This window comes from Agrobacterium sp. 33MFTa1.1, assembly GCF_004328495.1.
GTDB classification, from domain to species: domain Bacteria; phylum Pseudomonadota; class Alphaproteobacteria; order Rhizobiales; family Rhizobiaceae; genus Agrobacterium; species Agrobacterium pusense.
In genome coordinates this window covers 946,288-969,120 of record NZ_CP036359.1, presented here as the reverse complement: position 1 = coordinate 969,120, position 22,833 = coordinate 946,288, and the positions used below count along the sequence as shown (strand labels likewise).

General features: G+C 57.1%; 22 protein-coding genes and 1 pseudogene. 12 read left to right on the top strand and 11 right to left on the bottom strand.

The genetic code is table 11. The features are described from left to right. Positions 1-51: 51 nt before the first annotated feature. The 6 genes from EYD00_RS18280 to EYD00_RS18250 form a co-directional block, all read right to left on the bottom strand. Positions 52-933, bottom strand: a complete 882-nt coding sequence (locus tag EYD00_RS18280) for a carbohydrate ABC transporter permease (protein ID WP_006697906.1) — start codon at positions 931-933, stop codon at positions 52-54. 10 nt (positions 934-943) lie between these two features. Next, a complete protein-coding gene (locus EYD00_RS18275; protein ID WP_022563231.1) occupies positions 944-1,873 on the bottom strand; it encodes an ABC transporter permease in 930 nt (309 codons plus the stop codon). Further along, positions 1,870-2,985 carry an ABC transporter ATP-binding protein gene (locus EYD00_RS18270; protein ID WP_004446116.1) on the bottom strand — a complete coding sequence of 372 codons (1,116 nt, stop codon included), beginning with the start codon at positions 2,983-2,985 and terminating at the stop codon, positions 1,870-1,872. Before EYD00_RS18270 ends, EYD00_RS18275 begins: the two co-directional genes overlap by 4 nt. 34 nt (positions 2,986-3,019) lie before the next feature. Next, the gene (locus EYD00_RS18265; RefSeq protein WP_022563230.1) at positions 3,020-3,730 is read right to left on the bottom strand and encodes a GntR family transcriptional regulator; all 711 of its coding nucleotides are present in this window, start codon (positions 3,728-3,730) and stop codon (positions 3,020-3,022) included. Between the two features lie 233 nt (positions 3,731-3,963). Beyond that, positions 3,964-4,182, bottom strand: a complete 219-nt coding sequence (locus EYD00_RS18260) for a hypothetical protein (RefSeq protein WP_131258901.1) — start codon at positions 4,180-4,182, stop codon at positions 3,964-3,966. 449 nt (positions 4,183-4,631) lie between these two features. Then, positions 4,632-5,513, bottom strand: coding sequence for a LysR family transcriptional regulator (locus EYD00_RS18250; RefSeq protein WP_022563228.1), 882 nt, complete (start codon positions 5,511-5,513; stop codon positions 4,632-4,634). Between the two features lie 122 nt (positions 5,514-5,635). On the opposite strand from EYD00_RS18250, the gene EYD00_RS18245 reads away from it, so the two are divergent. From EYD00_RS18245 to EYD00_RS18220, 6 genes are all read left to right on the top strand, one after another. Further along, positions 5,636-6,685, top strand: a complete 1,050-nt coding sequence (locus EYD00_RS18245) for a hydroxyacid dehydrogenase (RefSeq protein ID WP_077985887.1) — start codon at positions 5,636-5,638, stop codon at positions 6,683-6,685. A 32-nt stretch (positions 6,686-6,717) separates the two neighbouring features. Beyond that, positions 6,718-7,401: an RraA family protein gene (locus EYD00_RS18240; RefSeq protein ID WP_022563226.1), complete on the top strand. Its 684-nt coding sequence runs from the start codon at positions 6,718-6,720 to the stop codon at positions 7,399-7,401. Between the two features lie 94 nt (positions 7,402-7,495). Further along, a complete protein-coding gene (locus tag EYD00_RS18235; protein WP_022563225.1) occupies positions 7,496-8,452 on the top strand; it encodes a tripartite tricarboxylate transporter substrate binding protein in 957 nt (318 codons plus the stop codon). Further along, positions 8,452-8,916 (top strand): tripartite tricarboxylate transporter TctB family protein, encoded by a 465-nt coding sequence (locus tag EYD00_RS18230; protein WP_022563224.1) that lies wholly within the window; start codon positions 8,452-8,454, stop codon positions 8,914-8,916. Before EYD00_RS18235 ends, EYD00_RS18230 begins: the two co-directional genes overlap by 1 nt. 11 nt (positions 8,917-8,927) lie before the next feature. Next, positions 8,928-10,436 carry a tripartite tricarboxylate transporter permease gene (locus tag EYD00_RS18225; RefSeq protein WP_006697897.1) on the top strand — a complete coding sequence of 503 codons (1,509 nt, stop codon included), beginning with the start codon at positions 8,928-8,930 and terminating at the stop codon, positions 10,434-10,436. A gap of 68 nt (positions 10,437-10,504) precedes the next feature. Further along, a complete protein-coding gene (locus EYD00_RS18220; RefSeq protein WP_022563223.1) occupies positions 10,505-11,485 on the top strand; it encodes a D-2-hydroxyacid dehydrogenase in 981 nt (326 codons plus the stop codon). 216 nt (positions 11,486-11,701) lie between these two features. Here the strand turns inward: EYD00_RS18220 and EYD00_RS18215 are convergent, their stop codons facing one another. Further along, positions 11,702-12,598, bottom strand: a complete 897-nt coding sequence (locus EYD00_RS18215; RefSeq protein WP_022563222.1) for a LysR family transcriptional regulator — start codon at positions 12,596-12,598, stop codon at positions 11,702-11,704. Between the two features lie 136 nt (positions 12,599-12,734). On the opposite strand from EYD00_RS18215, the gene EYD00_RS18210 reads away from it, so the two are divergent. Next, the gene (locus EYD00_RS18210; protein WP_022563221.1) at positions 12,735-13,061 is read left to right on the top strand and encodes a nuclear transport factor 2 family protein; all 327 of its coding nucleotides are present in this window, start codon (positions 12,735-12,737) and stop codon (positions 13,059-13,061) included. Further along, the gene (locus EYD00_RS18205; RefSeq protein WP_022563220.1) at positions 13,058-13,837 is read left to right on the top strand and encodes an SDR family oxidoreductase; all 780 of its coding nucleotides are present in this window, start codon (positions 13,058-13,060) and stop codon (positions 13,835-13,837) included. Before EYD00_RS18210 ends, EYD00_RS18205 begins: the two co-directional genes overlap by 4 nt. A 29-nt stretch (positions 13,838-13,866) precedes the next feature. Here EYD00_RS18205 and EYD00_RS18200 read toward each other — a convergent pair whose 3' ends face one another. Then, positions 13,867-14,334: a MarR family winged helix-turn-helix transcriptional regulator gene (locus EYD00_RS18200; RefSeq protein WP_022563219.1), complete on the bottom strand. Its 468-nt coding sequence runs from the start codon at positions 14,332-14,334 to the stop codon at positions 13,867-13,869. A gap of 144 nt (positions 14,335-14,478) precedes the next feature. Here EYD00_RS18200 and EYD00_RS18195 point away from each other — a divergent pair, with 144 nt between their 5' ends. Both EYD00_RS18195 and EYD00_RS18190 read left to right on the top strand, forming a co-directional pair. Further along, positions 14,479-15,270 (top strand): alpha/beta fold hydrolase, encoded by a 792-nt coding sequence (locus EYD00_RS18195; RefSeq protein WP_022563218.1) that lies wholly within the window; start codon positions 14,479-14,481, stop codon positions 15,268-15,270. Between the two features lie 32 nt (positions 15,271-15,302). Further along, positions 15,303-15,716: pseudogene (locus tag EYD00_RS18190) on the top strand (GMC oxidoreductase); the annotation flags it as partial. Between the two features lie 384 nt (positions 15,717-16,100). Here EYD00_RS18190 and EYD00_RS18185 read toward each other — a convergent pair. Beyond that, positions 16,101-16,598, bottom strand: coding sequence for a DUF6985 domain-containing protein (locus EYD00_RS18185; RefSeq protein ID WP_022563216.1), 498 nt, complete (start codon positions 16,596-16,598; stop codon positions 16,101-16,103). Between the two features lie 448 nt (positions 16,599-17,046). On the opposite strand from EYD00_RS18185, the gene EYD00_RS18180 reads away from it, so the two are divergent. Then, positions 17,047-18,264: a GGDEF domain-containing protein gene (locus tag EYD00_RS18180; protein ID WP_022563215.1), complete on the top strand. Its 1,218-nt coding sequence runs from the start codon at positions 17,047-17,049 to the stop codon at positions 18,262-18,264. A 149-nt stretch (positions 18,265-18,413) separates the two neighbouring features. On the opposite strand, the gene EYD00_RS18175 is transcribed toward EYD00_RS18180, so the two are convergent. Together EYD00_RS18175 and EYD00_RS18170 are read right to left on the bottom strand one after the other, a co-directional pair. Next, positions 18,414-20,369, bottom strand: coding sequence for a methyl-accepting chemotaxis protein (locus tag EYD00_RS18175; protein WP_022563214.1), 1,956 nt, complete (start codon positions 20,367-20,369; stop codon positions 18,414-18,416). 512 nt (positions 20,370-20,881) lie between these two features. Further along, positions 20,882-21,631, bottom strand: a complete 750-nt coding sequence (locus tag EYD00_RS18170) for an SDR family oxidoreductase (RefSeq protein ID WP_034497515.1) — start codon at positions 21,629-21,631, stop codon at positions 20,882-20,884. Positions 21,632-21,741: 110 nt separating this feature from the next. Here EYD00_RS18170 and EYD00_RS18165 point away from each other — a divergent pair, with 110 nt between their 5' ends. After that, positions 21,742-22,647, top strand: a complete 906-nt coding sequence (locus EYD00_RS18165; protein WP_004446094.1) for a LysR family transcriptional regulator — start codon at positions 21,742-21,744, stop codon at positions 22,645-22,647. The last annotated feature ends 186 nt before the right edge of the window (positions 22,648-22,833 follow it).

Here is a 22,833-nt window from a genome sequence, read left to right as displayed (position 1 = left end):
AAGGGGCGTGCCTTTTCGCAGTTTTCTCACAGGTTCTCCTCCCTTGTGCAGCTACTCTTTGACCCCGCCCAGCAAAATTCCCTTTGTGAAATACTTCTGGGCGTAGGGGTAAATGATAAGGACGGGGATGATCGACGCGATCATGATGGCGGAGGTCACCGTCTCGAATGAATAATGGGCTGTGAGCAGGCTCGAAGCGAACTCGTCGTTCGAATTGAGGTCGACGATGACGCGCTTGAGGTAGACCTGCAGCGGGATTTTCTCCTCGCCACGCAGGAGCACCATTGCCCAGAAATACCCGTTCCAGCGCGAGACGATGCAGAACAGCGCCACCGTGACGATGGCCGGTTTGGAAAGCGGAATGAATACTTTCCACAGCAGTTGCAACTCGCTCGCGCCGTCCATCTTGGCGGCTTCCTCGAAGGATTTCGGCACGGCTTCGAAGAAGTTTCGCAACAGGATGACATTGAAGGCGCTGGCCGCGAACCCGATGATGATACCAAAGCGGCTGTCGAGCAGGCCGAGATCCCGCATGTTCAGGAAGAAGGGGATCATGCCGGCATGAAACCAGAGCGTGAAGGCAATCGCGATATTGAAGAACGTGCGACCGCGCAGACGCTTGCGTGACAATGCATAAGCGCCCGGGATCATGATCAGCAGGCTCATGAATGTACCGCCGAACGTGTAGATGAACGTGTTGCCGTAAGCGATCCAGAACATCCTGTCCGAGAGGACATGTTCATAGGCCGCCAGCGTGACATCGACCGGCCAAAGGGTGACGCGACCGGCAGTCACCGCGGCCCCTGAGGATATCGAAACTGCTGCGACGTAAATGAACGGGTAAAGCGTCGACAGAACGAATAGCCCTAGAAGAATGGCGTTAGCCCAGCCAAAAATCCTGTCGCCACGCGAATAGAGATTGAAACTTGTCATTTTCAGTTCCTCACCAAAGCGATGTCGACGAGACTCGTCGGCTGATGCGGTTTGCCGAATAGACCAGCACGAAAGCGATAACCGCATTGAACAGGCCGGCGGCCGTTGCCAGGTCGTACTGGGTACCTTGCAGACCGGTGCGGTAGATGAAGGTCGAAACGACGTCGGCAGTCTCGTAGGTGGAAGGGCGGTAGAGAAGAATGATGTATTCGAAACCGACCTCGACCAGATTGCCAATGCGAATAATGAGCATGATGACAATCGTGGGGAGAATGCACGGTAGCGTGATCCGCCACATCATCTGCCAGCGCGAGGCTCCATCGACCCTCGCGGACTCGTAAAGGGTTGGGCTCACACCGGCGATTGCTGCCAGATAGACGATCGATTCAAACCCCGACTCCTTCCAGACCGACGAGCCGATGAACACAGGCCGAAACCATTCGGGCTGCGTAAGGAAATATATCGGTTCAAGCCCGATGCCCTTCAGCAGAAGATTGACGATGCCGATGGATGGGGAGAGGAAATTGATGACGATACCCGCAACGATCACCACGGAGATGAAGTGGGGCAGGTAAACGATCGTCTGGGCCCAGCGCTTGCCGATTTCGCTCTGAACCTCGTTAAACATCAAGGCCAGAATGATGGGGACCGGAAAAGCGAAGATGAGGCCGAGGCCACTGATGGTGATGGTGTTCCAGAATGCACGAACGAACATGTCATTCTGGAAAAGCTCGATGAAATTCGCAAAGCCGACCCACGGACTTTTCTCGATGCCACGGAAAATCGAAAAATCCTGAAAAGCGATGACCAGGCCGTACATCGGCTTGTAAAGAAAGAGTGCAAACCAGATGGCCATGGGGGCAAGAAGCAAATAAAGCTGCCAGTCACGGCGCACATCTTGCCAGAGCTCGTGTAGCGACTCCTGAAGATACTGTCTCATGGCCGCGCCCTGCCGGCGGCCTTGAGAGATCTGCCGCTTGCGGCGTCAAAAACATGGATGCGCGCCGTATCGATACCGAGCCGGGTAACGCCGTTTAGCGAGTGATCCGCATAAAGCGTTTCGGCTTTGGCGATGAAGGACTGGCCATCGGCCTTCCCGTGCAACAGTGCCTCGGCACCAAGCGGTTCAACGAGGTCGATGCTGCAATTGAGCACGTCCTGTCCATCGGCCACTTCTACGGACATGATTTCGGGTCTGATGCCGAGTTTCACCGGCTGGCCTTGCACCGCGTTCCGGGCAAAGGCATCGGGGATCGTCAGGCTTTGTCCGGCATCACCCGTGAGCACGGCTTTGGCGTAGCCACCCTGCTTGTCGATTGTCGCGTCAAAAAGGTTCATGGGCGGAGAGCCGATGAAGCTGGCGACAAAAACATTCGCCGGCTCAAGAAAGACTTCCATCGGCGAGCCGACTTGCTCGATATTGCCGCGGTTCATGATGACTATACGGTCGGCCAGTGTCATCGCCTCGACCTGATCGTGGGTCACATAGACGCTCGTCGCCTGCATGCGCTTGTGCAGCTGCTTGATTTCAGCCCGCATATGGGTGCGCAGCTTGGCATCAAGATTGGAAAGTGGCTCATCGAAGAGGAAAATCTTGGGGCGACGTACGATCGCGCGCCCCATGGCAACACGCTGACGCTGCCCGCCCGACAGGTCGGCTGGCTTACGTGCCAGATATTCCGTCAGACCAAGGATTTGGGCGGCTTCGGCAACGGCCTTGTCGACCACATCGCGCTTTTCACCGCGCACGCGCAGGCCGAAAGCAATGTTCTCGGCGACGTTGAGATGCGGATAAAGCGCGTAGTTCTGGAACACCATGGCGACATCGCGATCTTTCGGGGCGATCTTGTTGACCACCCGCCCATCAATCGCGACGGTGCCGCCGGAGATATCCTCAAGACCTGCGAGCATGCGCAGTGTGGTGGATTTTCCGCAGCCCGAGGGGCCGACGAGCACGACGAATTCTTGCGGTTGAATGGAAAGGTTGATGCCATGTACGACTTCGAGAGCACCGTAGCGCTTGACGACGTCGTTGATTTGAACTGCGGACATGAAAGGCCCCTCCTCAAAAGCCTTGAATGTTCAGTCAGGCAGGGGCCTTGGCTCCTCTTGACACACGCTTCCTGGTGACGCGCGTATTGACCTGTTCGATGAAGGTCCAGATTTTGGGGTTCTTGGAGAGCTCTGCGATTTTGGATTCCAGCGATCCCAGATGACACTGTATGGCGTCACGCGCTGCCTCGACGTTGCCAGACTCGATCGCATTCACGATCGCATCGTGCTCTTCGATAACCTTTTCCGTGCGACGTACAGCAAATACCCTTTTCAGGTGGCGCATGCGGTCCATTTCACCTTTGGCCTGATTGACGACGCTCCAGGCGCCGGGCAGGCGAGCCGCTGCAAAAATCGTGCGGTGGAATTCCTCGTCGAGCAGGAAAAAGTCAGTAAACTCTTCATCGGCCGCGGCGGTACGCTGCTGCGAAAGACAGGTCTTCAGGCGGGCGATATCTTCAAGTGAGTGCCGCTTGGCAGCCTCTATCACCGCGCCTTCTTCAAGCTTGAAGCGGATGAAACACGCTTCCATGTAACGCTGCACGTCGATCGGCGAGATATAGGTACCACCCTGCGGTACAACCGTCACGAAACCTTCCTCTGCAAGGCGAATGATCGCCTCGCGCACCGGCGTCTTGCTCACATGCAACAACGCCGCGATTTCCTTTTCGGACAGAGCCCGACCCGGCAGCAGCTTCACTTCCACAATCAATTGGCGAAGCAACGCGTGGATCCGATTGGTCATGTTTCCCTCAACCGGCAAGTCCTGCGGCGTCACAAGATCGGACAGAGGCAAAGATGGGAATTCAACGGTTTTAGACATATCAATAACCAAACTGAGATATCAGAATCTAAGTTGACATATCTGTTGATTTTTCGAAAGTCAAGCTTGTGATGAGGATGGAGATGTCGACCTACCCACAATTCATCCGGATTTTCTACGGAAAGCATCTTCACCCGCAGGGGCTAACACCTTGATTAAAAAACTTTTTCAGTCCGCCTGTGAATGGCTCGAAATATTCCATCCCAAAGCAGGGCGTCCGGGAAAGTTTGAATATCCGGCACAGTTGTTCGGGAGGCTTCGACACGTTTGATCGCTGCAATCGAAGCTGGCGTGGATTCAGGCGCTGGCTGAATTCGCCACAGCAAGGTTCGTTGACAAGCTGATTTTGGGCCAGCCAACATCAGTTCCGCCAACATTGCTTCCTCAACCTTGGCTCCTTCGAAGCATGGAGCAGAGGCCCATCTTGAAGACGTGCGATCACAGCGCGCGATGATGCCGTCCAGAGGCAATATCAACGTTCCATCCATCGTACGTGCGGCGTTCTACCGGTTGATGAAATACAAAAGTCCCGAGTCCTATTGCGGGAAAAGGACGCTTAACAAGAAAGTGGATATCCAATCAGGAAATCAATTGGATCTGGATTAGTCCGCCGGAGCGCTTGGTTCGAATCTCGACAAGTGTTGATCTATCGGCGTTCGAGAGCTCCTCGCCGGATGTCTATTGAGGAATATTCGCGAAAGCATGAAGCGCCACGCCAATCTTCTGAGCCGCAGCGGCGAGGCGTTCATCCCTCGTCCACAAGCTTGATCGTCGATCGGGGAGGATTGAGGTCAACCGATGGGCATCAGTATGCCAGCGTCAGTCAACGGGCTATACCGTACGGATCGCTAAGCCTGCTCAAGTGCTGGTGCAGCCGATCTATAATCGCGACGCGCGTCCCGGCTCGCCTTTGCACGAGCCCGATAGGCCGAAATATCTGCGGCTCACCAAATGGCGCCGAGACAATCGGCACAGCGATATCTCTAAGCGCGATCCAGGGCACCACGGACACGCCGAGACCATGAATTACGCAAGAGACCACCGACGCGATCGTGTCGATCTCGGCTATCAGGTTCGGGGCGACGCCGGTTTTTGCAAGCTCGGTCTCGATGATCTGGGCCAATCTGAACCGACTGTTGAACCTGACATAAGGCATGGTCGACAGCATGTCGATGCCGGACATTCGGGGAGTGCCCTTGGGAGCGATCACGAGCAGGGGTTCGTTGATAAAGGGGTGCCACCTTAGCGCTGAAGGGATTCCAGAGTACTCGGCGACCATCGCGCAGTCCAGGCGGCCGGACAGGACGCCGCTCATCAATTCATCTGTATTGGCGACCTGTAGCTTGATCCTGAGATCAGGATAATCTGCCTTGAGGGCGACGATTGAGAGAGGCAGGAGCGAAAGCGCACTTGAGCGAACGGAGCCGATTGTGAAGGTCCCGCTGATGGCTCTGCCGGAAATCGTGTCAATGATGTTGTCTGCATCACGCACCAGAGTACGTGCTGCTTCGAGCATCTGCAGCCCATGGCCGTTAAGCGTGATCGGCCGGCTCGAGCGATCGAAGAGTTCTCCGCTGACCTCTAATTCAAGTGCCTGCATTTGCTGACTGACTGCGGATGGGGTCAAACCGACGGCCTCAGCAGCCTTTGCAAAAGTTCCGTGCTCAGCGATCGCGATGAAGGTCTTCAGTTGCCGCGTATCCAAACCATCCTCCGACTAATTAAGATTCTCTGTTCATCGTGGCCAGAATTATTCGCTTTAATCAAGAGAGGCTTATGTTAACTTCCGCTCAGGAGACGCCAGGAGGAGCTTTGGCGTATGGGAGGATGGCTACGCTGCGCGCTCAGCGCTCGCGTCCTCGCGCATTCCAGTTCGAGGTACGCATGGGAAGCCGAAACATCCTGGTCACTGGACCAGCCATCAACGAACAAGCAGTCAAGCTGATCGCCGAGAACGGCTATCACGTGTCTTACGTTCCCCCTTACACGAGCGAAGACGACCTGGTCCGGATTGTGACGGAACTTGATCCTGTCGGCGTGGTGGTGCGCATGGGGCGGTTCGGCTCCGCAGCGATTGAAGCCGCGCCTTCGCTACGTGTCCTTTCCAAGCACGGGGTTGGGGTTGACAACATCGACGTGGACGCCGCGTCTCGCCGCGAAATCCCCGTTGTCGTCGCCGCTGGCGCAAATGCGCTTTCGGTCGCTGAACATGCGATTGCACTACTTTTTGCCGTGGTAAAGCGGATTGTGCCGCTCGACAGCAGCCTGCGCGCTGGGCGCTGGGAGAAGGCGGGCTTTGCTGGCAAGGAACTGGCTGGCATGACTATCGGCCTTGTCGGGTTCGGCGCGATTGCTCGGCAAACTGCCTTGTTCGCTAAGGGTTTTGGCTTGAAGGTCCAAGCCTTCGACCCCTTTACAGATGAGGCGGCGTTTGCCGAGGCAGGTGTCCGCCAGGTGACTGATGTCGACCGCCTCCTCTCCTCGTCGGATATCTTGAGCCTGCACTGCCCTTTGACGCCCGACACGCGGAATTTGCTTGATGACCGCCGGCTCGGCCTGATGAAGCCGGGATCGTTCGTTATCAATACAGCCCGGGGCGGCCTGATCGATGAGGATGCCCTTCTTCGCGCTGTCGAAAGCGGACAGATTGCCGGGGCCGGGCTTGACACGTTCCAGACAGAGCCTCCTGGAGACAACCACCCGTTCTGGCAGAATCAGCGGATCGTCGTCACGCCGCATATCGGCGGCGTAACCCAGGAGGCGAACGTTCGCGTCGGCGTCGATGCCGTCGAGGGCATTCTTGCGATCGTGGAAGGTCGTGAGCTTGGCCGCGAGAGGATCGTGAACCATCGCGCGCTGGCAAAGACACCTGCCTGAAAAAGACAATCAAGATCATCGAGGAGAATACGTTGACTATAGGATTTAGGGTTCGCAACAGGGACAGGATCGTCGAACAGGAATGGATCGACAAGTTCAGGGAGCTTCCCGTCGCCAACATCAGCGATAGCATGCACCGCATGTACGCGGGCGGCGCTCAGCTTCGCCCGATGCACCGCCACGGCAAACTTGTCGGCCGCGCACTGACCGTCAAAGCGCCTCCGGGCGACAACCTTATGCTCCACAAGGCGATGGACATGGCCGTGGACGGCGACGTCATCGTCATGGATGCCGGCGGCGACGTGACCCACGCCCTGATGGGGGAGATGATGCTCGACTACGCTCATCGCCGCGGTGTTGTGGGCTTCGTTCTCAACGGTGCGATCCGCGATGCGGATGCGTTTCTCGAAATGAACGTCCCCTCCTACGCGGTCGGCGTGACCCACCGTGGCCCCTACAAGAACGGCCCAGGCGAAATCAATACGCCCATTGCCATTGGAGGAATGGTTGTGATGCCGGGCGACCTGATCGTAGGCGACGCGGACGGGGTCGTCGTTGTTCCGATCGACGATGTGGCGGAGGTTTACGAACGGACGGTTGCCAAGCACGCCGCCGAGCAAAAGCAGATCGAGAATATCAAAGCTGGCACGCACAAGCCGACTTGGTTCAACGACGCCCTCGTCAAGGCCGGATGTGAGCTACCGCCGACTAACTGAACGAAGCTGGCCGATGTTCCGGAGGGGAAACGTCGGCCGGTCACCGAGACCTTGGACGGTACCGTCCAAATACAAACTATCCTGGGAGGATAAGATGAAGCATTTGATTAGAAATACCGCACTGGCAACGACGCTGCTTCTCGCCATAGGCGTAGCCCACGCTGACTGGCCAACGGATCGCCCGATCGAATTTATCGTGGCGTTTGCTCCGGGCGGCGGCACTGATGTGATGAACCGTACGCTTGCTCCTTATGTGGAAAAGGAACTGGACGCGAAGATAACCGTCCTAAACCGTCCAGGTGCGTCCGGTGAAATCGCCTATACTGCGATGACCCAGGCTCGCCCCGATGGCTACACCGTTTCCTCGCTAAACACGCCTGGCTATCTGACGATGCAAATGGATCGCAAGGTGCGGTTCGACCCGAAAAAGCTCTGCCTCGTCGCGCGCATTGTCGAAGATCCCGGTTCGTTCATTGTCCAAACCAATTCCAAGTTCAATACGCTCAAAGACCTCGTCGCCTATGCGAAGGAGAACCCCGGGGCTGTTACCGTCGGCACAACTGGCCTCGGAACCGACGAGCATCTTGCCATGCTTCAGTTGGAGAAGTCTGCAGGTATCGATCTGACTGCGGTCACCTTCAATGGGGCGAACGAGGCTCGCACCGCGCTTCTCGGCGGGCACGTGGACACGATCGGCATCAACGTCGGGGAGTTCGTGGGCAGCGATCACTCCGCGTTCAAGAATCTCGGCCAGTTTGCCGAAGAGCGCGCCTCCATCGCTCCCGATCTCCCAACCGCAAAAGAACAGGGTTTTGAAGTCCTGATGAGTTCTGAGCGCGGAATCGCAATGAGCTGTGACGTGCCGGAGGAAATTCGGACGAAGTTCTCCGCCGCGGTGAAGAAAGCTCTCGACGATCCAGAGTTCAAGGCAAAGGCGAAGCAGATGTCGCTGGCCATTTCCTATCGCTCGTCCCAAGATTGGGACAAGGAGCTTCCCGTGCGCGCTGAGCGCCTGGGCGCGATCTGGAAACTGGCCAAGGAACAGAAGTAATGGCCGCTCCCCGCAAGGCTGGAGGCACCGGTGACCGGCCTGACCTCTTCACCGCAGCGTTATTCATGGGATTCGGCGCGCTTGGCCTATGGGCCGGGCGCGACCTGACCATGGGCACGGCATCCGCCATGGGCCCAGGTTACCTGCCTCGAATAGTGTGCTGGCTTCTTATCATCATTGGCGCCACGATCGGCGGGTTGGGCGCGGTCCGGGCACGGGTCGACATCGACAAACCGAAGATCTGGCCGCTTATGGTCATCCTTGCAGCAGTTGTTGGCTTCGCCTTCATCGCGGAGTTCTTTGGTTTCGTTGCGGCGTCCGTATGGTTGCTTCTGGTCGGCAGCATCGCTGACCGCGATTCACGGCTTCGCGAGGTCATCCTGCTGACCGCTGGGCTGACAGCGTTTGGCGTTTTGGTCTTCATTGTCGGCCTTGGCGTGCAAATGCCTATCTGGCCGTTCTGAGGGAGGTATAATTGAATTTCGTTGACCTTCTCATGCTGGGCTTCAGCGAGGCCCTGACGCCGACGAACCTGGGCTTCTGTCTGCTTGGCGCTCTGCTTGGCACGCTGATCGGGGTGTTACCAGGTATCGGGCCGACGGCGACGATCGCGGTTTTGCTGCCGATTACGTTCTACCTTCCGCCTCTGGCGGGCCTCATCATGCTCGCCGGCATCTATTACGGCGCGCAGTACGGTGGATCGACGACGGCTATCCTCGTCAATCTTCCCGGAGAGGCGTCGTCGGTCGTGACCGCTGTCGACGGTTACAAGATGGCTCAGAAGGGAAGGGCCGGGTCGGCGCTTGCCGTCGCGGCGCTCGGTTCCTTCTTCGCCGGAACGGTCGCGACGTTCGGTATTGCTATCGCTGGTCCGACGCTATCGTCTTTCGCCCTTTCCTTTGGCCCGGCAGAATACGTGTCGCTGATGCTGTTCGGCCTTCTGGCGGCCACTATCCTCGCCCGCGGACCAGTCCTGAAGGCGATCGGCATGATCCTTCTCGGTCTGCTGCTCGGTATGGTCGGGATCGACGCCAGTTCCGGGGAGGAACGCCTTACATTCACTGCAGTCGAACTCTTCGACGGCATCGACTTCGTGGTCATCGCCATAGGTCTGTTCGGTTTCGCGGAGATCATCGAAAATCTTGAGAACGTCGAAGCTCGTGGTGTGCTTGTCAGCAAGCTCAGCCGCCTGTGGCCGACCAAAGAGGACTTCAAACGGGCCTGGCCGGCTGTCCTTCGCGGCACGGGTGTCGGGACGTTTCTCGGCGTACTTCCGGGCGGCGGAGCCACTCTAGCCTCATTCTGCGCCTATTCGGTAGAGAAAAAAGTATCCAAGCGTCCCCAGGAGTTCGGCGAGGGTGCCGTTGAGGGTGTCGCCGGACCGGAGGCTGCCAACAATGCCGGCGCACAGTCCTCGTTTATCCCGCTTCTCACCCTGGGCATCCCATCGAACAACATGATGGCGATGATGCTGAGTGCGTTCATCATACACGGCATCACCCCGGGACCGACGGTACTGGCAACCCAGCCGGAAATCTTCTGGGGACTCGTTGCCAGCATGTGGATCGGCAACCTGATGCTCGTCGTGATCAACCTGCCACTGATCGGCGTGTGGGTGAAGCTCCTGACGGTCCCGTATCGTCTGCTGTATCCGGCAATCCTTCTCTTTTGCTGCGTCGGTGTCTACAGCATCAACAACCGCATATTCGACGTGGTACTGGCTGCCGGGTTCGGCCTGCTGGGGTATGCCTTCCGCAAGGCCAAGTGCGAGCCGGGTCCGCTACTTCTGGGGTTCGTCCTGGGACCGTTGTTGGAAACCAACATCCGTCGCGCCCTGACAATTTCGCACGGAAACCCCAGTGTCTTCGTGGAGCGGCCGATCAGTCTGGTCCTGCTGATCGCGACAGCCGGCGTGCTTCTGCTGATGATCCTGCCGTCATTCCGCAAAACACGCGAAGAAGCGTTTCAGGAAGAAGAAGCCTGAGGCTGATCTTAAATTGAGCGGCCGCTTGAAAGCGGCCGCTGTTCTCCCTCTGAACCTGGTGTCCCCCAATGCCTCATGCTTCCAGCAAGCCTCTTCGGATCGTCCTTCTCGATCGGAAGACCTTACCCGACGATATTTACTTTCGTGCGTTCTCCTTCGCTCACGAGCTCGTTCAGTTTGACCAGACGGCTCCCGACGAGGTGCCGGAGCGCATCAAGGATGCCGACATCGTCATTACCAACAAGGCCCCTGTGCGCGGCTCAGCGGTCGCGTCCGCTCCCAGACTTAAACTGGTCGCCGTAGCGGCGACGGGCACCGACGTCGTAGACGTCGCAGCATGCGCGCAGCATGGAGTCATCGTCTCAAACATCCGCAACTACGCCGTCAACACCGTACCCGAGCACACTTTCGCTCTGATCCTTGCGCTTCGCCGCAGCCTGCTCGCCTATCGCAATTCGGTGCAGGCCGGACGCTGGCAGGAAGCAAACCAGTTCTGCTATTTCGACTTCCCGATTAACGATCTCGCCGGTTCGACGCTCGGCATCATCGGTGACGGTGCCCTCGGGCGCTCGGTGGCCGATCTTGGTCGTGCTTTCGGGATGAAGGTTCTTTTTTCGGACTACAAGGGCACCAGCGGAATGGGGCCGCTCTATACGCCGTTCGAGAAGGTCCTCGCGCTCAGCGACATCATCACCTTGCACTCTCCCTTGATGCCTTCGACCCGCAACATGATCTCGACCGCGGAGTTCGCACGGATGGCTAGGCGGCCTCTTTTGATCAACACCGCACGCGGCGGACTCGTCGATGAGGCCGCGCTGGAACACGCCTTGAGAAGCGGCCAGATCAGCGGCGCCGGCTTCGACGTCGTCACCACCGAGCCGCCTGCACACGATCATCCGCTGATGCGGCTGCTCGATCTGCCGAACTTCATCCTGACGCCGCATGTGGCGTGGGCGAGCCGAGAGGCTGTGCAGTCGCTGGTCGACCAACTGATTGATAATGTCGAGGCGTTCGAGCGCGGCGCCCCCACGAACACCGTGGCCGCTTGATCATGGCGGCAGTCGCGGACAAACGCGCGCAGCCTTCGGGAATATCTCTGCCTCGATGATTTCGCGGAAGGTATCCGCCCATTTTATTGAGGCGAAGTAAACCTCTCGACAAGGGACTTTTGAACTTTAGCTGTGTCCCAGCAGTCAACCGGTTCAAATAGCTTCAAGAGTTTAAGAACGCCCAGCGTTCACTGGCATCGAACATCTGCATGCCGGTCATTCTCTTGCAAATTCGCGAGCAGCCTGAATAAATGCGGTGAACGCTGCAGGGGGGGTCTTCCTACCAGGGTAATACAACGCCAGCGGGGCCAACGAGGGCGTCCAGTCCTCAAGAACGCGCACCAGTCGCCCAGCCTCAATATCCTCTCGAACATCCGCTTCCATGAGATAACCAAGCCCAACCCCATTTTGGGCTGCTATCGTAACGAGGCTTGGCTCGTCCAGAGTGATCGCGCCTTGCACGTCGATCTGGAGTGCATTTCCGTCTTTCTCGAATTTCCACCGGAAAAGCGCATTGTTCGGAAGGCGCGCGCGAATGCAGCGAAACCTGTAGAGGTCAGTTGGTACAATTGGCTTGCCATGTCTGCGCAGGAATTCCGGTGATGCGACGACCGCATTGCTGCGCTTCAAGCCCAAAGGCACGGCGATCATGTCGGCAGGAACGAGATCGGCCGGTCTCAGACCCAGATCAAAACCCGCCGCGACAATATCGACAATCCGTCCCTCCGTGACAAGGTCGATATGCACTTGCGGATACTTCTCCAGAAATGACAGGACGAGCGGCGCCATTACTTCTCGTGCTGCCGTGGCGAAGGCGTTGATGCGCAATGTTCCGCTCGGGGTCTCCTGAAGCGACTGGGCCGCGAGCATTGCGTCGCGGATGTCGGTCACCGCTGGTCCGACCCGTTCTACAAACGTCTTCCCCGCATCGGTCAGGGACACGCTTCGCGTCGTCCTGTTGAACAGCCGGATACCGAGGCGCTGCTCCAGCTTCGCGATGGAGTTGCTCAAGGCCGTTGTTGACATTCCAAGGTCGAGAGCCGCTGCGCGGAAGGTTCCAAGGCGGGCGATGCTGAGGACGGCATCAAGGTCAGCAAGGACGGAACGGGTCATTTATCCCTCTTTTCGCAATACCTCATCCTTGTTTATCCTGCTTATCCCGTCAATAAGCTTCATCTATCTTCCAGCCAGTGGATATCGCGAAGGCGGAGCCACAGCCCAAGATACCAAAACGACGGGAGATACTACGATGATCGAACTACCCAGCGCTATCGAAGCCTATTTCGAAGCCGACAGGTCAGGCTGTCCGGACGCCATCGCTGCCACCTTCACCGAAAACGGGGTCGTCAAGGACAAGGGGAAGATTCACATCGGGCAGAAGGCCATTCGGGCGTGGATGACCGATGAGGCCCAGCAGTACAGCTACACGGTCAGGCCTTTCCTGATCGCCGTCGAGAATGGAAAGACCCAGGTGATGGCCCACGCAGCCGGCACCTTCCCCGGAAGTCCGATCGACCTTCGCTTTATCTTCGTCCTTTCGGGCGACAGGATTGCTGAGCTGGAGATCACCCTATGACGCCGTTTCTGACACTGGAGGGCCGTCGAACTCTCATCACCGGCGGGACGTCGGGCGCTGGCGCTGCGACTGTGGCTCAGTTCAAGGAGCTCGGCGCCCGCGTGCTGACAACCGCACGCAGAAAGCCGGAGGACTTTTCCGGCGCGGCCTTCGTCGAGGCCGACCTGACCACGATGGATGGCGTTCAGACAGTTGTTGACGCAGTCCACCGGGAGCTCGGCGGACTCGATATCCTCGTCAACGTGTTGGGCGGATCCTCAGCACCTTCTGGCGGCTTTGCGGCGTTGACCGAAGAGGAATGGGAAAAGGAATTCAACCTTAATTTCTTCCCTGCGGTGAGGCTGGACCGCGCCCTTATCCCCGGAATGATCGCGCAAGGAAGCGGCGTCGTCATTCACGTGACGTCGATCCAGCGCGTCCTTCCGCTGCACCAGGCGACGACCGGATACGCCTCCGCAAAGGGCGCGCTCAACACCTACAGCAAGAGCATCTCCAAGGAGGTTTCTCCCAAAGGTGTACGGGTGGTTCGGGTTTCTCCCGGCTGGATTGCAGATCCGGGCTCCAGCGGTCTTGCGCTTCGTATCGCGGAGGAAGCCGGCATCAGCTACGACGAAGCTGTGCAGACGATCATGGACTCGCTTGGTGGTATACCGCTTGGCCGGCCGGCCAGGCCTGGAGAAGTCGCCGACCTGATCGCGTTCCTTGCGTCGGATCGAGCGTCGTCAATTACGGGTACAGAGCATGTGATCGACGGTGGGACCGTACCGACCGCCTGAGCGGTGAGGCGATTTACCACTATCGAAGGTCAGGCGGGTGCGTCCCATCCGCCGACCTGGGAATAGATCGCGTTACGGAGATACCGGACATCGCGGTTAAGAGCAGCGAGTTCCTTTGGCGTCTGTGTAGAGGCCGCGAGCAAAGTGTCGCTGAGGCAGCCGGCCTTGTGCTGCAAGGCACGGCCGTCGTCGGTCAAGGCGATGACAACCTGCCGCTCGTTGCTAAGGTTGCGCGTCCTGCGCAGCAAGCCGGCAGTCTCGAGTCGCTTCAGCAGCGGTGTCAGCGTGCTTGATTCCAGAGCAAGGGTCTGGGCGATGGCGCCAACCGTCTGTCCGTCCTGGCTCCATAACACGTTGAGTACGAGATATTGCGGATAGGTCAGGCCCAGTTCATCGAGAAGAGGCTTGTATGCACGCTGGATCGCAATGCCGGCGGTGTAGATCGCATAGCATAGCTGGTCGTGCAGAGGCGGTGGATCGTTATGGCGTTTTGTCACTGTGAACTCCTGTTGCGTCAAATGTAACGAACGAAAGTACGAAAAACAATATCGCGATAATAATTATGTTGACGCGCAACTCCAAATCTGACAGCCTGAATATATCGCGATAAATGTTATCGCGAGTAAAAAGAGGAAAAAGTCATGACGCGCAAGATCCCGCCCACCGTCGCAGCAATTGCAGCCGTAGCCACATTAACTGCCGCATTGCCGGCAAACGCAGCCGATACCATCCCCAGGGAGCAGTCCGTCAGAAACGTTGTCCTCGTTCATGGAGCCTTCGCGGACGGCTCCGGCTGGAAAGGGGTTTACGATAATCTGACCAAGCGTGGTTACCGCGTGACCATCGTCCAGAATCCACTGACGTCTCTCGCTGATGACGTTGCCGCGACTGCCCGCGCGCTTGAGCGCCAGGATGGTCCGGTCATTCTTGTCGGACATTCCTGGGGCGGCACTGTCATCACGGAAGCCGGTATCGATCAAAAGGTTGCCGGCCTCGTCTACGTCTCCGCACTTTCTCCGGATGTCGGCGAAACGACGGCTCAGCAATACGACGGTTTTGCTCCTGCATCGGAGTTCGTCATCGAAACCACGAAGGATGGATTTGGCTATGTCAGCCCGGACAAGTTCAAGGCTGGGTTTGCCCATGACGTCAGTGACGCCGATGTTGCGTTCATGAAAGATGCCCAGGTCCCGATCAATATGTCGGCGTTCAGCACGAAGCTTGAACATGCTGCCTGGCACATGAAGCCCAGCTGGGCTGTTATCGCAACCGAAGACAAGGCGTTCGATCAGGCAATGCTGATCCATATGGCCGAGCGCATCAAGGCAAAAATCACAAAGGTCTCAGCAAGTCACGCACTGTTCATGACCCAGCCGGAGGTCGTGGCCGATACCATTGATCAGGCCGCCAAGGCCGTCTCCGCGAAGAAGTAATGCCAGGCACGGCGTCATCGCAACAGCCAAATTCCCTGGTCGAAACAGGTCTGGAAACACCGGAATATGGCTGGACGATGTTCAACGGACTTGCCCATCCGAAGAGTCGGGGCCGGTTGCTACTCTCCGGCTCCGACGCAACTGATCCGATCCTGATCGAATCGAATTCACTCAGTGAGCCGGAAGACATGGCTGCCGCCTTGGCCGCCGGGGAATTGTGCCGCATGCTCGGGAATAGTGACAGTTTCGCACCTCCGGTGAAAGGCGAAACTGCTCCGGGCGCGCGCGACCGATCGGGCATGATCAATTTTATTCAGCGCTCTGCCGTCACCTACTGGCATCAGTCCTGTACTGCAAAGATGGGTCGTGACAGCATGTCTGTTGTCGATAACAAGCTGAAAGTCTACGGGATCGGCGGCCTCCGTATTGCGGACGCCTCCGTCATGCGGGCATCTCAGGTCTTCATGTGTCGGCGTTGAAGTGGGTCTGGCTAGAATCTCGGACGCCGAACAGTTCGTCTCCTTCCAGATTGCACAGAGTATTTTGCATCCTCACCGAGCTCGAAGAGCAAAACCTTCGGAATGCTGATGTGATTACGGACGAGATCACAACGACTGGAGAGGGGCGGCATTGTGCGACCGATTGTTCTGCACGGTTTCGACACGTCGTTTAGCATCTTGTTTCTGCTGCGAGTGTGCGCCATGGCGGCGAGGAGGTGGGGACTTCCGATGTATAGCCCAGGTCGTCTCGCCTTTCATGGCTTTCTCAAACAACGTGTGGTGAGCGTTTTTCCTGGTAGGTTCACACGCCCGTAAGCAAGTCTCGGATACTCACTCGGCAATCCTAGTTGTGTATTCCGGGTTTCGCGCCTTGTAGACGACAGCCTCCAAAGCGGGATCTGCGTAGGCATTCACATTGGTCAGGTGACCATTATATCCGCCGACTTTCGTAAGCGTCGCACCGTTTCGCCAAACCATCATGAGGCCACGTTCGACATCCCAGCCGCACTCAGCCTGCATCACGACGTACCAGTTTTCATCCTCCTTTCGCCCTTTCTTGACGGTAACAGGTCCGGGAGTGACATGATCCCATATATCGGCGGGTGATTGTGGAACGCCCATTTCCGCGTCCAGCCATTCTGGTTTCCCGGCCTCTTCGTAATAGTCCTTGTAGAAGGCAAAAACGTGCCGCGTGTCCAAGAGCCTGTCCGCCTCCGTCAGCGCAAGAAACGAGGCCAGAGCAGCAGCGGACTCAGGAGCGTCAGGATCAGGCTCTTCGTCCAGTTCAACTTCAGCGCCATCAAAATAAGAAACGACGATCGTAGTCATAAATCTGCACCTTCAATCCTGCCGCAAGCCGATTTTCAATGCGCCTCCACGGGAGCGTCGGAGGCGCACTGTATCATGATGTTTCGCTGCCGGAAGGGATAGAGGGCGCAGGCAGCGCAGGCCGCGACGGGCGGCCTAGAGGCAAGACGCCTCTATCAGGTCCTCTGTATCTCCTTAACGGCCAATGTAACGAACATGGTCTAACTGCAGTAACTGAAAGTTCGGGGCAACTTCAAGCGCGGTGATGGGGTTGGTTTTTAGAAGACCGGTTCGATTTTGCTCAATGCTGCCAGTCAAGTTAAACCGGCCTCTGCGTGCACCAGTTTTCATCTAGGTGCTGTGGTCGAAACAGATGATTTTGGCGATGGATTAAAGGCTCGACAAGTTTTTTACCCGCCGTTCACGGGTTTCGCCGTACTGGTCACGACTTCTGAGAATGGGACATCAAATGCCCGACTTTTATACGCTCTTTCTCGTTGTCTTGCTGCTCGGTCTTTCTCAATGCCTTATTTGGGGTCTGGTGGTCTATCGCTACGGCGAACTGAAGGCGGCACGTTATTGGTTCTCAGGCAGCGTTGCCAGTGTGCTCGGAGGAGCTATTCTGGCCCTCCAGGGAAATGATGGTCTGCTCATCCAGACTGTACTCGGTAACAGTTTCATAGTTCTGGGATTTTATCTGAACTGCGTGGGCGCCCGCTGTTTCCACGGCGCTCGATTAAAGTTGCTTTCTGTCGCTTGTCTTTTCGTGATCAGCGTAGTGCTGATGCTGGCAACTTTTTGTCCCTGGTACGCGCGCAATCCTGTTTACACGGTGGCGCAGTTGTTGCCGCTAGCAATCACCGCAGTCTTTCTCTTGCGACACCATGGCGGCGAACTCGGCGCAATTGTCAGCAGCGGTGCAATGATCGTGGCCGTTTCCTCGCATGCGATAATTGCTTGCGGCAACATCTTGATCGTCACCCGCCTAACGCCAGAACTGGACCTCAAAGCGGCAGCCGCTGTTGATCTCTTGGCATTCCTTTTTGCCGCAGTGGTCTGGAATTTCGGGTTCCTGTTGTCGGCTGTCGATCGGCTTCGAGGTGAAGTCGAACGCCTCGCCAATGAAGACGAACTGACGGGTCTCGCCAATCGTCGAATGCTGATGAACAAGCTTGCAGATATGTGTGGTCCGTCCCATACCAAACGTGTTTTTAGCGTCATGCTTTTCGATCTCGACCGCTTTAAGGCGATCAATGACAAGTATGGGCATGCTGCCGGGGATGCTGCGCTCCGGCATGCCGCTGCCGTTGTTTCCGAGAAATTATCTGCCAACGATGTTTTTGCTCGGCTTGGCGGGGACGAGTTTTGTCTGCTTCTACCCGGCGTGTCACCCGTCGATGCCGCCGCCAGGGCGAGGACGATGATCAAGGCGCTCACGGCAACACCGATGATATGGAATGACTGTCCCTTGGTGATAAAGACAAGCATTGGCATTGCCTGCTGCACGACCCTGGATAAAATCGATCCCGAGGAACTTCTCGACCAGGCGGACCGTGCATTATACGAGACCAAAAAACGTAGTCGAAACGGATACTCTGTCTATAGAGGTTCGTCTGGCGCTGCGATCAGCGGTAACGTGATACAGCTTAATGATTTCGTCGCAGCAGAGGCAAAATCCAAGTCTTGAAAGTGGAAGCCGAGGGAACTCCCACGACTTGCGTCGCTCCCTCGACCGAAAACCCGCTTTTAATCTGCAAGCGAAGTTTCCGATCCAAGGCACTCGTGATGATGATCAACGGCCGGGCGGTTGGTCTGTCGCGCCGCGGCCGTAGATTTTTAGAACTCCTCCCAGCTGTCTTGCGCAACCGCGGCAGCCGAACCACCCCCGAACGCGTTCGCAATCTTGCGGCCAAGGGCTCTAGCCGGTGATGCTGCAGGTCGTGAAGCTGGCGATGCCGAGCGAACGGCCGCAGGGGCTACAGACGAACGACTTGTGCTTGCGCCATCGGCTAGATTGAAACGCGATAGCAGCTGGTTGAGGGATGCCGCCTCCTTGGCGAGGCTGTGGCTTGCGGCTGTCGACTGTTCGACCATGGCGGCATTCTGCTGTGTGCCCTGGTCCATGGTGTTGACGGCCGTGTTGATTTCCTGAAGGCCAACCGACTGTTCGCGCGAGGATTCGACAATCGCGGCGATATGACGGTTAATCTCTTGCACTTCCGTGACGATCACTTCGAGTGCCCTGCCGGTTTCACCCACCAGTGTCACGCCGGAGCGAACGTGTTCACCGGATGTCGTGATCAATGCCTTGATCTCTTTCGCAGCCTTTGCAGACCGCTGGGCAAGTTCGCGGACTTCCTGTGCGACGACCGCAAAGCCCTTGCCGGCCTCGCCGGCGCGGGCGGCCTCAACGCCTGCATTCAAAGCCAGAAGATTGGTCTGGAAGGCAATTTCATCAATAACGCTGATGATGTTGGTAATTTCACCGGATGAACGTTCGATTTCGTTCATGGCGGTAACGGCCTGACGTACGACTGCTCCGGACTTTTCCGCACCCTCACGGGCCCTCGCGACCAGATGGCCGACTTCTTCGGCACGGTTGCTGCTGTCCTTCACGGTCGTGGTGATTTCCTCCAGAGCGGCGGCTGTTTCTTCGACTGAGGCAGCCTGCTGCTCAGTGCGCTTGGACAGGTCGTCGGCGGCAGAGCGAATTTCGTTGGCACCGGCATCGATGCCGCGAGCGTTCTCGCCGACGGCGCGCAACGCGTCATTCAGATTCGCGACCGAGCCATTGAAGTTGTTCCGCAGAGTATCGAGATGGGCAACAAACGGTGTCTCGATGCGATACGCGATATCACCATCGGCGAGACGGTCGAGCCCCTTGGCCAGTTGGTCAACGGCAAATTGGGTGTCGGCAGCGTCCTTCGCCTTTTGGGCCTCGCGTTCCAATCGTTCCTGTTCGGAAAGGCTGCGATTGGCATCAGCTTCTTTTTCCAGACGGATTTTCTCAAGAGCATTGTCGCGAAAAATGGAGACCGCCTTTGCCATCTGACCTACTTCGTCCTTGCGATCCTGACCATCGACGAGTGCAGTGGTCTCCCCCTGCGCCAGAGTGATCATGCGCTCGCGCAAAGAGGCGATAGGCGTCGTGATCCCCTTGGCGGCAACAACGAGTGACGCGATGATGCCGAGTGTGAATGTGATGCCGACAACCATCAGCGAGGTAAAGATGGTGGAGTTTGTTTGGTCGGTCAGTTCGTCACTTCTCGCAGCCACGGATTTCAAGACCTGGTCCAGAAACGCTGCGTTGTCGGTCGTCAGGGGAAGAATCAAAGAGTCCGCTTTTGCCAGGGTCGCCCTTGCCGGTTCGTCCTGATCAGCTTTACCCAGTTGAACGGCCTGGTCAGTCAAGACGATGACTTCTTTCGTTCTCTCAATGATTTTGTCTATCGCAGCGCTCTCACGTGGGAGAAGTTCTTTCGTGTGCTGGAGACGCTCAAGAAGCTTGCCTTTGCTATCGCTGTAAAAGTCGATAGCTGTTTTCATGGCCGGATCGTCTTGGCGGTAGGTCAGGATTTGATAGGCGGCGTAAGCAGTTGCGACGACATTTCGGTTTACGCGCGACATCTCGACACTGGCGCCAGCATCATTGGAAATGAAATCGGAGTAGCTCGTATCTGCTGCTTTGTATCGGGTTGCGATAAACGCCGTGGCACACAGGCCCACCACGCACAGAGGGATGATCAGGGATAGAATTTTCGTGCGAATGCTCGCATTTTTAAGAAACGACATATTTCCTCGCGGTTCTGTTTTGAAATCGCGAACACGAAGCAGGGAGCATTGCGACCGGGAACTGGTCGAATGAAAAAAGAACTCTGCTGCAGGGGATTCGGCATGGATATGAAGAATTACAGAAGGTGCATGCCGTCATGGCAACCTGATTTTGCTCTGTCTGCTGTTATGGTAAATTAGTTATCGTTTAAATGTAATTAAAGAAACGGCGGCGCTCATAACAAAAGCCGAGGAGACAGGACTTCGCTTTTCGAGCCGAAGGGACCTGTATCCACGAAGTGCAATTTGGCACGTCACCGGATCATCTCTTCAAGATCGAGGACGCCGAAACGGCATTTTCTTGCGCGGTATGCCGACCGCCAGTTGCGACCGTTTTGCGCCTTCATGCCGGCCACAGAAACCAGCTTGGCCGCTGACCGAAAGCAGACGTCACCAGCGATGCGCGCCTTGACATCCGACAACCGTCGGAGCCCGGCGCGCTGCTGTCACCGGATTCCGTTGCTTGGGGAGTGTCACAATGTGCCCATGCCACCGTCGATCATGATCTCGCTGCCGACCGTGTAGGCGGCTTCGTCCGATGCCAGGAACACTACCGCCTTTGCAATCTCGGACGGTTCGCCAAAGCGGCCGGCCGGGACCAGATTTTGTATGCTCTCAGCGACATTCTTCAGGTCAGTCTCGGTGAAACCCAGCTTGCCATAGAGCGGTGTAGAAATGGGACCTGGGCTCACCGCATTCAGCCGGATACCGCGTGTGATCAGTTCGCCGGATAACGTGCGGATGAATGACTGTAGTGCCGCTTTCGAGGCGGCGTAGACACTCGAGTTAGGCATGCCGATGTGGGCATTGACCGAGGTGTTCAGTACGATCGAAGCCGGATTGGCCAGTATCGGCAGTAGTGCCTGCAGCAAAAAATACGGGCCTTTCACATTGATGTCGAAGACCCTGTCAAAACCTTCTTCGTCCCATGCTTCCAAAGGCTTGAGAAGGGCGACGCCTGCATTGATGAAGACGATGTCCAGGCTCCCGAATGCCTCCCTGATCGTTTCAGCGACGACCTTCTGGCCCTTCACGTCGGCAGCGTCTGCCTTGATGACCAGTACACTGGGACCAAGCTCCCGCCGTGCAGCTTCCAGCGTCTCGGGATTGGTTCCCGTGACTGCTACCCGCGCAGCCTCACTGATGAATTGACGTGCTGTCTCAAGTCCGATGCCGCTGGTGCCACCGGTGATGAGCGCCCGCTTGCTTTTGAGCCTACCCATAATCCGAATTCCTTCTCGTTGTGTGGGTTTTCGTAAGTGCGAATGTGGCGCAAGCATGCTGTTCGTACTACTGTGCCAATGGCGGACGTACCTTTCGGAAAGGCCGAACAATGAAGCTGGATGGCATTTCGAGTTTCGTGGCTGTCGCCGAAGAGGGCTCGATCAGCGGGGCGGCACGCACGCTCAGGCTGTCAAAATCGGTCGTGAGCGAACGTCTGGCGGAATTGGAACGCAGCCTCGGCGCTACTTTACTCCACCGTACGACACGTCGCGTTTCGGTGACGGAAGATGGCGCTGCCTTTCTCGAACGCGCCAAGCGCATCCTGCGAGAGGTCTCTGAGGCAGCGGCGGATTTGTCCGAGCGGCGTGGAACGCTGGGCGGTCCAATCCGCATTGCTGCGCCTGTTACCTTCGGGCGGATGCACCTGGGACCGGCTCTGTATCCGTTTCTGGCTGCCAATCCCGAAATTGAGATGTCGCTCGAACTCGACGATCGGCGAGTCGATATTGCATCAGACGTTTACGATGGCGTTGTGCGCCATGGGGCGATTGACGATTCGAGACTGATGGTCTGGCGTTTGGCGCCAAGCCGCCGTGTCCTGGTGGCCTCCGAGGCCTATCTGTCGGTCAACGGGATGCCTGCAACAACTACCGAACTCGCTGCCCATAAGGGTTTGTTCTACACGAACCGGGGTGTTGCGGATTGGCGTTTCCTTACGCCTGGAGGCATTGAAATCGTTCGTGCACGCATTGGATTCAGAGTGAACAACGGCGACATGCTGCGAGATGCGGCAATCGCCGGTCTCGGTATTGCACTCCTTCCGCTCTTCATCGCAGGACCGGACATTCGCGATGGGAAGCTCAAGATCGTCGATGTCGGCGTTCGGCCGGATGCGGAATTCGTCTTTCTTGCGCACCCCGAGGGTCGCCGTCCTTCGGCAAAACTGCGCGCACTGGCGGCTCACTTGAAAGCGTCGTTCGGGGACCCGCCCTATTGGGAGGATGGCGTGGGTTAAGGGACGCATCATAACGGCCCCGCGCGCCTGCGCCTCGTCAGAGAGTTATATATACTAACCCGATGAAAAGTTACGTATTGATCGTCGCGGTGGCATAGGGTGGATTAGATCAAATATCTTCATCGATCGGCCGGTGTAACGTAAGTACGGTTGCCGGCCGGGCGCAGACAAGCTGGGTCAACATAG

Excerpts from the sequence above, each read along its gene's own strand:
- EYD00_RS18280 (WP_006697906.1), bottom strand. The coding sequence starts at position 933 with ATGACAAGTTTCAATCTCTATTCGCGTGGCGACAGGATTTTTGGCTGG.
- EYD00_RS18275 (WP_022563231.1), bottom strand. The coding sequence starts at position 1,873 with ATGAGACAGTATCTTCAGGAGTCGCTACACGAGCTCTGGCAAGATGTG.
- EYD00_RS18270 (WP_004446116.1), bottom strand. The coding sequence starts at position 2,985 with ATGTCCGCAGTTCAAATCAACGACGTCGTCAAGCGCTACGGTGCTCTC.
- EYD00_RS18265 (WP_022563230.1), bottom strand. The coding sequence starts at position 3,730 with ATGACCAATCGGATCCACGCGTTGCTTCGCCAATTGATTGTGGAAGTG.
- EYD00_RS18245 (WP_077985887.1), top strand. The coding sequence starts at position 5,636 with ATGGCTACGCTGCGCGCTCAGCGCTCGCGTCCTCGCGCATTCCAGTTC.
- EYD00_RS18235 (WP_022563225.1), top strand. The coding sequence starts at position 7,496 with ATGAAGCATTTGATTAGAAATACCGCACTGGCAACGACGCTGCTTCTC.
- EYD00_RS18230 (WP_022563224.1), top strand. The coding sequence starts at position 8,452 with ATGGCCGCTCCCCGCAAGGCTGGAGGCACCGGTGACCGGCCTGACCTC.
- EYD00_RS18220 (WP_022563223.1), top strand. The coding sequence starts at position 10,505 with ATGCCTCATGCTTCCAGCAAGCCTCTTCGGATCGTCCTTCTCGATCGG.
- EYD00_RS18215 (WP_022563222.1), bottom strand. The coding sequence starts at position 12,598 with ATGACCCGTTCCGTCCTTGCTGACCTTGATGCCGTCCTCAGCATCGCC.
- EYD00_RS18210 (WP_022563221.1), top strand. The coding sequence starts at position 12,735 with ATGATCGAACTACCCAGCGCTATCGAAGCCTATTTCGAAGCCGACAGG.
- EYD00_RS18205 (WP_022563220.1), top strand. The coding sequence starts at position 13,058 with ATGACGCCGTTTCTGACACTGGAGGGCCGTCGAACTCTCATCACCGGC.
- EYD00_RS18195 (WP_022563218.1), top strand. The coding sequence starts at position 14,479 with ATGACGCGCAAGATCCCGCCCACCGTCGCAGCAATTGCAGCCGTAGCC.
- EYD00_RS18185 (WP_022563216.1), bottom strand. The coding sequence starts at position 16,598 with ATGACTACGATCGTCGTTTCTTATTTTGATGGCGCTGAAGTTGAACTG.
- EYD00_RS18180 (WP_022563215.1), top strand. The coding sequence starts at position 17,047 with ATGCCCGACTTTTATACGCTCTTTCTCGTTGTCTTGCTGCTCGGTCTT.
- EYD00_RS18175 (WP_022563214.1), bottom strand. The coding sequence starts at position 20,369 with ATGTCGTTTCTTAAAAATGCGAGCATTCGCACGAAAATTCTATCCCTG.
- EYD00_RS18170 (WP_034497515.1), bottom strand. The coding sequence starts at position 21,631 with ATGGGTAGGCTCAAAAGCAAGCGGGCGCTCATCACCGGTGGCACCAGC.
- EYD00_RS18165 (WP_004446094.1), top strand. The coding sequence starts at position 21,742 with ATGAAGCTGGATGGCATTTCGAGTTTCGTGGCTGTCGCCGAAGAGGGC.